The organism is Parasedimentitalea huanghaiensis (assembly GCF_009753675.1).
GTDB classification, from domain to species: domain Bacteria; phylum Pseudomonadota; class Alphaproteobacteria; order Rhodobacterales; family Rhodobacteraceae; genus Parasedimentitalea; species Parasedimentitalea huanghaiensis.
The window spans coordinates 204,650-217,037 of sequence record NZ_WQLV01000006.1 but is presented as its reverse complement, the minus strand read 5'-3'; the positions used below and the strand labels follow the sequence as shown (position 1 = coordinate 217,037).

At 54.8% G+C, this 12,388-nt stretch carries 13 protein-coding genes; 3 read left to right on the top strand and 10 right to left on the bottom strand.

Annotation, left to right across the window (positions count from 1 at the left end):
- The first annotated feature begins 13 nt into the window (after window positions 1-13).
- Window positions 14-1,069, top strand: coding sequence for a tRNA epoxyqueuosine(34) reductase QueG (gene queG, locus GO984_RS11960; RefSeq protein WP_157022752.1), 1,056 nt, complete (start codon window positions 14-16; stop codon window positions 1,067-1,069).
- Window positions 1,070-1,088: 19 nt separating this feature from the next.
- Here the strand turns inward: queG and msrA are convergent, their stop codons facing one another.
- The 8 genes from msrA to ade all read right to left on the bottom strand — a co-directional run bounded on the left by msrA (window position 1,089) and on the right by ade (window position 8,103).
- Window positions 1,089-1,601: a peptide-methionine (S)-S-oxide reductase MsrA gene (msrA, locus tag GO984_RS11955; RefSeq protein ID WP_157022751.1), complete on the bottom strand. Its 513-nt coding sequence runs from the start codon at window positions 1,599-1,601 to the stop codon at window positions 1,089-1,091.
- Window positions 1,598-2,047 (bottom strand): peptide-methionine (R)-S-oxide reductase MsrB, encoded by a 450-nt coding sequence (msrB, locus tag GO984_RS11950; protein ID WP_157022750.1) that lies wholly within the window; start codon window positions 2,045-2,047, stop codon window positions 1,598-1,600. The genes msrA and msrB overlap by 4 nt, the downstream gene beginning before the upstream one ends.
- 125 nt (window positions 2,048-2,172) lie before the next feature.
- Window positions 2,173-2,736, bottom strand: coding sequence for a DUF4202 domain-containing protein (locus tag GO984_RS11945; RefSeq protein ID WP_157022749.1), 564 nt, complete (start codon window positions 2,734-2,736; stop codon window positions 2,173-2,175).
- Between the two features lie 69 nt (window positions 2,737-2,805).
- Window positions 2,806-3,699 carry a DMT family transporter gene (locus tag GO984_RS11940; RefSeq protein WP_157022748.1) on the bottom strand — a complete coding sequence of 298 codons (894 nt, stop codon included), beginning with the start codon at window positions 3,697-3,699 and terminating at the stop codon, window positions 2,806-2,808.
- 4 nt (window positions 3,700-3,703) lie between these two features.
- A complete protein-coding gene (locus GO984_RS11935; RefSeq protein WP_157022747.1) occupies window positions 3,704-4,327 on the bottom strand; it encodes a LysE family translocator in 624 nt (207 codons plus the stop codon).
- Window positions 4,328-4,409: 82 nt separating this feature from the next.
- Entirely contained in the window at window positions 4,410-4,697 is a 288-nt protein-coding gene (locus tag GO984_RS11930; protein ID WP_138162797.1) for an HU family DNA-binding protein, read from the bottom strand.
- Between the two features lie 140 nt (window positions 4,698-4,837).
- Window positions 4,838-6,304 (bottom strand): AMP nucleosidase, encoded by a 1,467-nt coding sequence (locus GO984_RS11925; RefSeq protein ID WP_157022746.1) that lies wholly within the window; start codon window positions 6,302-6,304, stop codon window positions 4,838-4,840.
- The gene (gene ade, locus GO984_RS11920; protein WP_157022745.1) at window positions 6,301-8,103 is read right to left on the bottom strand and encodes an adenine deaminase; all 1,803 of its coding nucleotides are present in this window, start codon (window positions 8,101-8,103) and stop codon (window positions 6,301-6,303) included. Before ade ends, GO984_RS11925 begins: the two co-directional genes overlap by 4 nt.
- 142 nt (window positions 8,104-8,245) lie before the next feature.
- On the opposite strand from ade, the gene GO984_RS11915 reads away from it, so the two are divergent.
- Window positions 8,246-9,115, top strand: coding sequence for an SDR family oxidoreductase (locus tag GO984_RS11915; RefSeq protein ID WP_157022744.1), 870 nt, complete (start codon window positions 8,246-8,248; stop codon window positions 9,113-9,115).
- Between the two features lie 112 nt (window positions 9,116-9,227).
- Entirely contained in the window at window positions 9,228-9,443 is a 216-nt protein-coding gene (locus GO984_RS11910; protein ID WP_157022743.1) for a hypothetical protein, read from the top strand.
- An 83-nt stretch (window positions 9,444-9,526) separates the two neighbouring features.
- Here the strand turns inward: GO984_RS11910 and dxs are convergent, their stop codons facing one another.
- A complete protein-coding gene (gene dxs / locus GO984_RS11905) occupies window positions 9,527-11,467 on the bottom strand; it encodes a 1-deoxy-D-xylulose-5-phosphate synthase (protein WP_157022742.1) in 1,941 nt (646 codons plus the stop codon).
- A 22-nt stretch (window positions 11,468-11,489) separates the two neighbouring features.
- Window positions 11,490-12,386, bottom strand: a complete 897-nt coding sequence (locus GO984_RS11900) for a polyprenyl synthetase family protein (protein WP_157022809.1) — start codon at window positions 12,384-12,386, stop codon at window positions 11,490-11,492.
- Window positions 12,387-12,388: the final 2 nt, after the last annotated feature.

Below are 12,388 nucleotides of genomic sequence, written 5' to 3'. Positions count from 1 at the left end.
TATTTAGGGCTAGATGAACATGGGATCAGCTTTAAAAAAGGACTTGGTGGCGCGGGCGCTGGATGAGGGGTTTGTGTCTTGTCGAATCTGTCGCCCATGGGATGTGCCCCTGGTGCCGGATAGACTGGCGGCCTTCATTGAGGCAGAGTATCACGGGCAGATGGGTTGGATGGCAGAGCGCACCCACTGGCGTGGCGATCCAGCGCTGCTATGGCCTGAAGCGCGATCGGTCATCATGTTGGCAGAAAGCTACGCACCTGAACATGATCCAACAGAAATCTTAAAGCATCAGGACCGAGGTGCAATTTCTGTTTATGCCCAGAATAAGGACTATCACGACCTGGTGAAAAAGCGGCTGAAGCGGTTGGCCCGTTGGCTAATTGAAGCCTCTAAGGAAGAGGAGGTCGGGGTTAAGGTATTCGTCGATACTGCGCCGGTGCCGGAAAAGGCGTTAGGGCAGGCTGCAGGGCTGGGTTGGCAGGGCAAGCACAGCAATCTTGTGAGCCGGGATTGGGGGAATTGGGCCTTTATAGGGTCTGTTTTTACCACTTTGGAACTCCCGGTAGATGCAGCTGAGCCAGATCGTTGCGGATCATGTCGTGCCTGCCTGGATGCCTGTCCTACTGATGCTTTTGTCGCACCATATCGCTTGGATGGGCGGCGTTGCATTTCATATCTGACAATCGAATACAAAGGTGTGGTTGCAGAAGATCTGCGGGAAAAACTTGGCAACCGGATCTATGGCTGTGACGACTGTCTGGCGGCCTGTCCATGGAACAAATTTGCGGTTGCAGCTAGCGACATGCGCTACGCTGCACGTGAAGAGCTGAAGGCGCCTAAGCTGGCTGAACTGGCTATTTTGGATGATCCAGCATTCCGGGTAATGTTTTCAGGGTCGCCAATTAAGCGGATAGGGCGCGATCGGTTTGTGCGCAATGTGCTGTATGCGATTGGCAACTCGGGAGACGGCAAGTTGCGCGGTGTTGCGCAGTCGCTAGTTGATGATCCGGACGAGTCTGTTGCAGATGCTGCCCGATGGGCGGCCTTGCGGTTGTCACCAACCGGCTGAACCGGTTGGTGACCCTGTGTCAGGACGCTTTTGCGCGTTTGGGCAGGACCCAATCTGGTCGGGCAAAATGACAGGTGTATCCGTCTGGGCGGTTTTCCAGATAGTCTTGGTGTTCGGCCTCGGCTTGCCAAAACTCGCTTACTGGTTCCACTTCGGTTGCCACTTTGCCAGGCCAAAGCCCTGAAGCGTTAACATCGGCGATGGTGTCCTCTGCGACTGCCTTTTGATCTTCGTTGACGAAGTAAATGGCAGAGCGATAGCTCATCCCAATATCATTGCCTTGGCGGTTGGCTGTTGTTGGATCATGGATTTGAAAGAAAAACTCCAGCATCTGACGAAATGATGTCACTGCCGGGTCAAAAATGATTTCGATTCCTTCAGCATGTGTTCCATGATTACGATAGGTGGCATTTTGCACGTCGCCGCCGGTATAGCCTACCCGTGTACTGATCACACCGGGGCGCTTTCGGATCAGATCCTGCATGCCCCAGAAACATCCTCCAGCCAGAACTGCGCGTTCAGTGGTGCTCATGTTACATCCTCTACTTGATCAAGATATTCGGCATAGCCCTCGGCCTCCATGTCGTTTCGATGGACAAAGCGCAGAGAGGCGGAGTTGATGCAGTAGCGCAAGCCACCGCGGTCGATTGGTCCATCGGGAAAGACGTGGCCAAGATGGCTGTCACCATGGGTCGAACGGACCTCTGTACGGATCATACCCAAGCCACGGTCTTGCAGCTCCTGCACATTGGTTGGCTCAATTGGTTTGGTGAAGCTTGGCCAACCGCAACCAGATTCATACTTATCCGCTGAGGCGAACAGCGGTTCGCCCGAGACGATGTCGACATAGAGACCGGGTTCCTTGTTGCCCAACAATTTGCCGGTGCCGGGGCGTTCGGTACCCGACTGTTGGGTTACGTGAAACTCTTCTTGCGACAGGGCGGCAATCACGTCCGGGTTTTTGCTGTATTTTGTCATGTGGTGCTCCGGTTGTTCGCGTTGAGCAGTAGATGGGTTGGAAGGTGGCAAATGCAAAGCAATATTTCAGCCTGATCGCGCAACTGTGCAGCACTCCTAAAACACGGAGGTGGTCAACAGTAGGGTCAATCTGTGAACGCTTCAGCCAGCTCATTTGGCAAATCGAACTCCTGCAGCACGCGCGCGCGGCCTTCGGAAGACATTTTGCGCGCGGTCTTTTCCACGATGTCCTGAATTCTTTCGGGCGAGTGTTTAGCGGCAAAGGGGGCGAAATACCATTTGATGAAGACAAAACAGATCACGTCTTCCAAGGCCTGCACGTTTGCATTCCGTTTCAAACCTTCCTTGCGCAGCATCTGGCCAGTGACCTCGACATCTGAGGCGTCAAAGCCTGCATCTTGCATCATGGCAGTAACCACGTCGGCGTGATGACGGCCCTGATCCTTGCGCCAGGTCAGATATCCTACACGACCCTCGGGATATGATTTTCGCTTTAGCTTCCATCGTTCCACATGTTGGCCACGGGCAGCAATTTGCAGCAGATCGCTTGCGTCAGGAAACAGCCGGGTCAGTTCATCACTCATACGTCGCCCGTACAGCAGTTCTGTTGGCTGACCATCTTCCAGATTTGGGTCCTCTGCATTGGCCGTGTCGATGGCCTGTAGCACCTGAGCTAAATTGGCGTTCATTTTCATCCCCTTCTGTCTGGGTTTGATAGTATTCAGATTTGTTCTAATAGTGTCCGATGACCTGAAAAATCACTCGGCGGCTGCTGCTTTTGCCGTTGCGGAGGGTTGGCGTGACAGTTGTACAGCAAGAATACCGGCTGTAACAATCAGCACACCGACCAGATCCAGACCACCGAGCCGTTCTCCTAGTAAGAAATAGGCGATGGTGACGCCAAAGACTGGATTAAGGAAATGGAACGTAGCGGCACGCAAGGGCCCAATGCGGTTCAACAACAGAACCCAAATAAAGGTGGCAATCAGGCCGGGGACCAATGTTGTATAAGCAAAGGCCAGCGCCAATGGCAGCGTTGGCGTGATGTAGATGTCTTCGAACAGTGGTGCAGCAACAAACAACAAGGCGGAGCCGATTAGCATTTGAAGCCCGACTACCATCATGAAATTGCCACCCGATGTTGCTCCGCGTAGTGATAGTGTTGCCAGGGTCAACGCTAAGACTCCTACACCGCAAAGTGCCATCCCAAACAGATCAACGCCGGCACTGACACGGGTACCCATGATCAGGGCTACACCCAAAACCCCTGCGATTAACCCGATGATGCCTAGTGGCTTTAGCCGCTCTCCGAATATCAACCAAGATGCCAGTGCCACCAGCAGTGGCATGGTGGCGGCAATAATGGCGGCGAGCGAGGCTTCTATGGTCTGCATGGCCACAAAATTGAGGCCCAAATAAAGCGCATTCTGACATATTCCGAAGATCACTGTGGCGCGCCATTGACCACGGCTAAGGTGCCAAGTTTGACCCATTGCCTTAGCGATGGTGACACCAATCAAGCCGGAAATCAGGAACCTCATAGCCAATGAAAACAGCGGCGAGGCATCCGTGACGATAATTCTGGCTGAGGTAAAGGCCGATGACCACATCAGGGCAAAGGCAAGCCCCATGGCAATTGCGCGTGCGTCCATGTGATCAGCCCAGCCGTGCGGTAAAGATTTGCCAGCTAGCTGTGGCAAACGCAGCGGCAAACAGGGTTTCAAACGTGCGGCGCAATCGTTGGTAGATACGTACGGCGGCGGTGCTTGAGAACAGCAAGGCATAGCCGTGGAAAATCAAAGAGCTTTGAACCGCGATGACCGATATCACTGTCAACAGAACTGACGGTTCGGTGCCGGGTGGAATCGCGATGGCGTAGAGCGAGCCAAAGAACAGAACAGCCTTGGGGTTGGTAAGATGCAGGGCGAGCCCTTTGGCATAGATCGACTTCAATGATTTAGCCGCTGAGCTGTGCAATTTAGGAGTGCCAGGGGTGAGGGCAGAGCGCGCTGAGCGTATCGCCAGATACATCAGATAAGCAGCGCCGAAATACCGGACCGCTTCAAACATCCAGGCATTGGCAAGCATAATTGCCCCCAGACCAAAGGCCGCAGCTACTGACCAGATCAGCGAACCAGTAGAGACACCTGCGGCCACAATCAACCCAGCCTTACGCCCGCGTTGCATCGCGGTTCCGGCAATGGTCAGCGTTGCTGGGCCGGGGCTGAGACAAGCCAGCAATCCAGCTGCCATGATCAGCAATAAGTTCACACCATCCATGCGGCTGTTCCTTTATCGGAGCGGCACAAAAAAAGGGCCGCCTCTGGGGCGACCCTTTCTGAAACTCGAAGTAAATTCAAGCTTAGCCGTTAACGCTGTCTTTCAGCGCCTTGGCGATAGTCATTTTGACCACCTTGTCGGCTTCTTTCATGAACTTCTCACCTGTGGCAGGGTTGCGCACTTCGCGCTCTGGGCGCTCGCGACAATAAATTTTGCCAACGCCGGGCAGAGTCACAGCGCCGCCACCGGATACTTCACGGGTGATCAGTGCACAAACGGCTTCCAGAGCAGCGCCTGCAGCTTTTTTGTCAGCACCCATATCTTCGGCCAGAGCGGCTACGAGTTGGGTCTTTGTCATTGGTTTGGACATTCTTTGTCTCCTTACGTCTGCCCGACTTATGGGGCCTCATTGCGTAATCTTAGCGTTATGTTGTGGGCTAACACAACGAATAGTGTAACGAAATAAGGGTAAAACGAGCCATTTTCGGCTGAAAATCGCAGAAATCGTCCTTACAAAAAGGCGGTTTCGTCGAACGAGCGCAATTTCCGACTATGCAGCCGCTCTAAAGGCATTCCGCGTAAGCGTTCCATCGCGCGTATGCCGATCATTAGGTGACGCGAAACTTGGGTGCGATAGAAGTCTGAGGCCATGCCTGGAAGCTTGAGTTCACCATGCAGTGGTTTGTCAGAAACACATAGTAACGTGCCATATGGAACGCGAAAACGGTACCCGTTTGCGGCAATCGTCGCGCTCTCCATATCCAGCGCAACCGCACGCGACTGACTAAGCCGCTGTACTGGGCCAGACTGATCGCGCAGCTCCCAGTTGCGATTGTCGATGGTGGCAACGGTGCCGGTTCGCATGATGCGCTTTAGGTCGTAACCCTCTAGTTCGGTCACTTCTTCAACGGCCTGTTCCAGTGCAATTTGGATTTCTGCTAGGGCAGGAATTGGGGTCCAGACAGGTAGGTCGTCATCCAATACGTGATCTTCACGCAGATAGGCATGGGCCAAAACGAAATCGCCAAGCGCCTGAGTGTTGCGCAATCCGGCACAGTGGCCAACCATCAGCCATGCATGTGGGCGTAGTACTGCAATATGGTCAGTCGCCGTTTTGGCGTTCGACGGCCCGACGCCGATGTTGACCAATGTTACGCCGCTGCCATCATTTCGCTTCAGGTGATAGGTGGGCATTTGTGGTTGCTTGGCCGTTTCGGGAATTTCAGCATCAGCCGAGGTGATCTCTTGGTTCCCGGTGCTGACAAAACTGGTGTAGCCAGATTTCGGGTCCGCCAATTGCGCTCGAGCATAGGCCTCGAATTCTGCGACGTAGAACTGGTAGTTGGTAAACAACACATGGTTCTGAAAGTGGTCTGGGTCGGTGGCAGTATAATGTGCCAACCGTGCCAGCGAATAATCAACACGCTGTGCAGTGAACAGGGCTAATGGGCCCGTGCCATTCGCAGGGGTATAGGTACCATTTACAATATCGTCGTTGGTGGTCGCCAGATCCGGCACATCAAAGACGTCGCGCAGGGTGAAGCCAGCAGCGCCTTCCTGTGGGATTGTCAGTCCCGGCTGCGCTGCAACCGCAAAATGAACCGGGATTGGTGTGTCAGACACGCCAATGGTGATTGGCTGGCCATAGTTGCGGATTAGCAGAGCAATCTGCTGCGTCAGATAGTTTTCGAACAGATCCGGTCGGGTGACGGTTGTGGCGTATTCACCCGGAGCAGCAACATGTCCAAAGCTTAGACGGCTATCCACCTGAGCAAAACTGGAGGTGGCGACGCGAATTTCCGGATAGAAAGCACGGATACGCTGATCATCAGGCGCGCCATCCGCCATCGCCTTTGTAAAGCCCTCACATAGAAAGTCTGTGGCCTGTTGGTACAGCAGTTGCAGCCGCTCGACAGCTGTGGCGGCATCGGTGAAATTTTCGGGTTTTGGGTGTTGAGGAAGTGAAATGGAAATCATGTGACGGACTCAATAACTGGAATTTTCTGGAAAGTGCGCACATCGACGAGGCCAAGATCGGATATTCGCAATTCAGGAATGACCACTAATGCCAATAGTGAGTGCTGCATGTAGGCGTTGTTCAGAGAACACCCACAGGCCTGCATTGCCTCACCCAAGGCCTGCGCTTTGGCGGCAACTTCGGTCGCTGGTTTGTCCGACATCAAACCGGCGATGGGTAATTCTACTAGCGCGAGCTCTTCACCATCGCGGAATAGTGTAACGCCGCCGCCAACTTCGGCCAGACGGTTGGCAGCCATCGCCATTTGCTCGCGGTCGGTGCCGACCACAATCATGTGGTGACTGTCATGCGCGACGGATGATGCCATCGCCATTTTTCCTTGATAGCCAAAGCCCGAAACAAAGGCGTTGGTCACACCGCCCGTGGCCCGGTGACGTTCCACCAATGCGATCTGCATAGTGTCGCCTTCGCCTTCGACTAGCCCGTCACGCACCGGAAGATCTGCCTTGAGCGCCTTGGTTGGGGCCTGATTTTCCACCATGCCAATGACATTGACGGTCACACCGTTTGCGCCTTCGGGGGCAGGGACTTCAAAGTCCTTGGCGGCCAGCTCATGGCCCAGATGCACGGTGCCACGGGCGCTGTCGGGCCAGTCATAATGTGGACAATCCACTTTGATAGAGCCTGATTTCGCGACGATTTGCCCCCGTGCGATCACGACCTCAATTGGCAGTTCGTTCAGGTCCGAAGTCAAGATGACGTCTGCCCGACGCCCCGGGGTGATTGAGCCGATGTCGCGTTCCAACCCAAAGTGTGTGGCGGTGTTGATGGTTGCCATCTGTAAGGCAACGATTGGATCGCAACCGCAAGCAATTGCATGACGCACCACGCGGTTCATATGGCCATCGTTGACCAGTGTTCCAGAGTGACAATCGTCAGTGCATAGGATGAAACTACGAGGATCCAATCCTTTTTCTGTCACTGCGGTGATCTGACTTTCAATGTCGTACCAGGCAGAACCCAACCGCATCATCGACCGCATACCTTGACGGACCCGAGCGATCGCATCTGCCTCGCAGGTGCCTTCGTGGTCATCTGCCGGGCCGCCCGCCACATAGGCGGCGAAGTTTGGCCCTAGGTCAGGCGAGGCGTAATGGCCGCCTACGGTTTTCCCGGCCCGTTGCGTCGCTGCAATTTCGGCCAACATTTTTGGGTCGGCGTTTGCCACACCGGGGAAATTCATCATTTCACCCAAGCCCACGATGCCGGGCCACGACATTGCTTCAGCCACGTCCTCGGGCGAAATCTCGTACCCGGTCGTCTCCAACCCTGGGGCCGAGGGCGCACAGGATGGCATCTGGGTAAAGATGTTGACGGGCTGCATCAGCGCCTCGTCATGCATGTACTTCACGCCGTCCAGTCCCAGCACGTTGGCAATCTCGTGCGGGTCAGTAAACATGGAAGTTGTGCCATGAGGGATCACCGCGCGGGCAAATTCGGCTGGGGTCAGCATACCGCTCTCGATATGCATATGCGCGTCACACAATCCGGGGATCATAAAGCGGCCACTGGCCTCGATCACCTGGGTGTCCGGCCCAGTGCAATAGGAGGCATCGGGACCAACATAGGCGATACGCCCGGCTACGATAGCAATGTCATGATCGGGGAGAACTTCGCGGGTATGAACATTTACCCATTTACCTTGGCGTATAACAGTATCTGCAAACGCGCGTCCGGCGGCAACTGAAATGAGTTTGGGGGCGACGTCGGGCCAACTTGGAAAAACTATGTCTGTCATGTGCCAATTGTTATGATTGTCGCGCCGAGCGCAAGCCCCCGTATTGTTCTGACTTCCCGAATACACTCTCTTTGATGACAAGAAGATGTCAGGGTCTGCGACCCCCCTTGCGCAACTGACGCGCGCGGCGCATTTATGCGATATGAAAAAAACACTGCTTTGCCTTGGATATGGCTACACCGCCCGCGCCCTTGCCCGTGTTTTGATTGCTGACGGCTGGCGGGTGATTGGAACTTCTCGTGACGCAATCGCCGAGGAAGGCGTCGAAACGCTGACTTGGCCGGGGGGCGAGGTGTCGCTGGATGGCGTAACCCATGTCCTGTGCTCTATTGCTCCGACAGCCGATGGTGACCCGATTTTGGCCGAAATGCGCGACAAAATCGCCACGGCCAAAGATCTGGAATGGGCCGGTTATCTGTCTACTACAGTGGTTTATGGCGATCACGACGGCGGTTGGGTCGATGAAACCACTCCGATCACACCGATTGCTGAGCGCGGTAAGATTCGGGCCGGGGCTGAGGGTGAGTGGCAATCCATCGACAGCTTACCGCTGCATATCTTCCGTCTGGCCGGCATTTATGGTCCCGGTCGCGGGCCGTTTGCCAAATTGATGTCTGGTAAAGCGCGGTTGATCATCAAGCCGGGTCAGGTGTTCTCGCGCATTCATGTCGATGATATTGCTCAGGTGCTGGCGGCGTCGATCGCCCAGCCCAATCCTGGCGCAGTCTACAATGTCTGTGACGATGTCCCAGTGCCACCCCAGGACGTGCTTAGCTATGCGGCTGAACTTCTAGGCCTGCCAATGCCCCCTGAGGTGCCGTTTGAAGAGGCCGCAATGACCCCAATGGCACGCAGTTTCTATAGTGAGAATAAGCGGGTTGGGAATGCGCTGATCAAGGATGAGTTGGGAGTAAAACTACGCTACCCCGACTATCGCACCGGGTTACAGGCCGTGTTCAAGGCTGAGGATATGGAGAAATTTGTGCCCCCGGCAGAGCCGCCTGCGCTATAATCAGAATATGACTTCGTTCCATATAAACGCCTCTTTCCATCTGCTATTTGTTTTGCTCAATTTTCGAACTTTGGGGCGAATGTATGCTCGGCTGGACAAAAGGTTTCCGGGTATGGTTGAACAATTGTGGGCGTCCCAGTCCTTTATTGAGCGGATGGATATTATTTTTGATCCAGCTGTATTTGCTGAACGGGCGATGCTCCTCAATTTGGCGGTTGCCCGACCGCAAGATCTTCCTCCGGTCATCATGGGAGATGATCAGATTGCGGACTTCGTATTCAAGCTGAACGGCCGTTGGCATGCGAAGATCTACCGACTTATCAGTTAACTTACTGGGTTTTTCCGTATTTCGTGCCCGCCTGAGGCCGTCGCTCGCCCATAGTCAAAATATGTAGACTATTTCGAAGGAAACTAAGCCCGTTTTTCCCCAATCGTCGCCACGCCCAGCACCTCCAGAACCTTGGCCTCGATCTGCGTGGCATCCATGCCTGCAACCTTGTACATATCCGCCGGGCTGGCCTGATCGATAAAGATATCAGGCAGCACCATCGAGCGATATTTCAGACCACCGTCAAACACACCTTCATCCGCCAGCAACTGCGCCACGTGCGAGCCAAAGCCACCCACGGCACCTTCTTCGATGGTGATCAGTGCCTCATGATTAGCGGCCAGATCCAGGATCATCTCGCGGTCTAGCGGTTTGGCAAAACGCGCGTCGGCAATTGTTGGAGTGATACCTTTGGCCGATAGTGCTTCGGCGGCCTTGCGGACCTCGCCCAGCCGGGTGCCGAACGATAATAGTGCCACGCGGGAGCCAGATTGGATCGTCCGGCCTTTGCCGATCTCCAACACTTGCGGCTCATCCGGCATTTCGACACCTTCGCCCTCACCTCGGGGATAGCGGAAGGCAATTGGGCCGTCGTCATGGGCCGCGGCTGTGGCAACCATATGCACCAGTTCAGCCTCATCCGCAGCAGCCATCACCACCATACCCGGCAGGTTGGCCATGAAACCGATATCAAAACTACCGGCATGGGTGGCGCCATCGGCGCCGACCAGACCCGCTCGGTCAATCGCGAACCGCACAGGCAAGCGCTGGATGGCCACATCGTGCACAACCTGATCATATCCGCGCTGCAAGAAGGTCGAGTACATCGCGCAGAAGGGCTTCATGCCACCTGCGGCCAAAGCGGCTGAGAAGGTTACGCCATGTTGTTCGGCAATGCCTACGTCAAAACAGCGCGAGGGGTAGCGTTCGGCAAACAGGTTCAGCCCGGTGCCATCTGGCATTGCTGCGGTCACGGCGCAGATTTTGTCGTCTTTGGCGGCCAGTTTGACCAGTTCGTCACCAAATACCCCGGTATAAGACGGAGCGTTTGATGGAGTCTTTTTCTGCACACCCGTTACTACGTCGAATTTGGCGGTGGCATGGCCTTTGTCACGGGCGGCTTCGGCCGGGGCATAGCCTTTACCTTTTTTGGTCAATACATGGATCAAAACTGGGCCGGTGGCGCGCGTTTTGACTGTACGTAAAACCGGTAGTAGTTGGTTTAGATCATGACCATCAATGGGGCCAATGTAGGAAAAACCAAGCGATTCAAACAAGGTGCCGCCAACAGTCATGCCTTTCAGCATATCTTTGGCACGCTTTGCGCCCTCGCGAAATGGTTCCGGCAGTAGGGATACTGCACCCTTGGCGGCGGCCTTTAATTCCTGAAACGGTTCCTCAGCATATAGCCGCGAAAGGTAGGATGACAGCGCCCCAACCGGAGGTGCAATGCTCATCTCATTGTCGTTAAGAATGACAAACAGGCGTTTACCCAGATGGCCAGCGTTGTTCATGGCCTCAAACGCCATGCCTGCTGACATCGACCCGTCGCCGATCACGGCTATACCGTCGCCTAGACCCTCGGGCACAACACCGCCCAAATCGCGAGCGACAGAAAAGCCAAGTGCAGCACTGATCGAGGTGGAACTATGCGCTGCGCCAAATGGATCATAAGGCGATTCACTGCGTTTGGTGAAACCGGATAATCCGTCTTTCATCCGCAGAGAACGGATGCGATCGCGACGTTCAGTCAGGATCTTGTGCGGATAACATTGATGCGAAACGTCCCAGACCAATTTGTCACGCGGGGTGTCAAACACAGCGTGCAGAGCCACTGTTAGTTCGACAACGCCTAAGCCAGCACCCAAATGCCCGCCCGTAGTGGAGACCGCCGAAATGGTTTCCGAACGCAATTCATTGGCCACTTGTGCCAGTTGCGAGTCACTTAGCGACTTCAGATCTGCGGGACGGTTGATCTGATCCAGCAAAGGCGTCTTGGGTCGGTTAGTGGTTTGTTCGGGCATGCGGCGCCTCCTCTGGCGGCAATTAGCTGTCGCGCGAAATAACGAAACGGGCGGCTTCGCGCAAGGTTTCGCCACGATCACCGTAAATATCTAAGGCAGCGCAAGCCTGATTGCATAATTGCTGGGCGCGCGTCTTGGCTGCATCTAACCCTAAAACTGACACAAATGTCGCCTTACCAGCCTCGGCATCTTTACGTACACGCTTGCCAACTTTTTCAGCATCGCCTTCAACGTCCAAAATGTCGTCAGCAATTTGAAAAGCAAGGCCAAGTGCTTCGGCATAGTGCCGCAGTGGCTCAGTGTCCGCGTTCGCAATCACAGCACCAGCCGTGGCTGACCAGGAAATTAGGCAACCTGTCTTACGCCTCTGCAGAAGGATAATCTGTTCCAGCGTCAGTGGTTGAGGGCTGGTTTCCGCGGCGATATCGAGCATCTGCCCCGAGACCATGCCATCTTTGCCAGAAGCCTGGGCCAGCATTCGGATCAGTGTTAGAGTATTATCCCCGAATTTGGGGTTAGCAAGCAGTTCGAAACTTAGCGTTTGCAAGGCATCTCCAGCCAGCACCGCCATGGCTTCATCCCATTTGCGGTGTAGAGTTGGCAGACCGCGACGCAAGTCGTCGTCGTCCATGCAGGGCAGGTCGTCATGCACAAGCGAATAGGCGTGCATACATTCGATCGCCAGAGCAGCGTCCAGCGCCACCTCATCGCTGACCTCATGCAACCGGGCGCTTTCCAAGACCAGAAAACCACGCAGCATTTTGCCTCCGGTGATGGCATAGCGCATCGCCGCTAGCAAAGTGTCGTCGCCGACTAAAGCACTTTCCATACGGGCGGAAACCAGCCGCTGTGTGCGGCTTAAGGCGTGAGTAAACTTTGGTGCCGGTGTTTCTTGCCGCACAACTGTGGACGCGGACATAG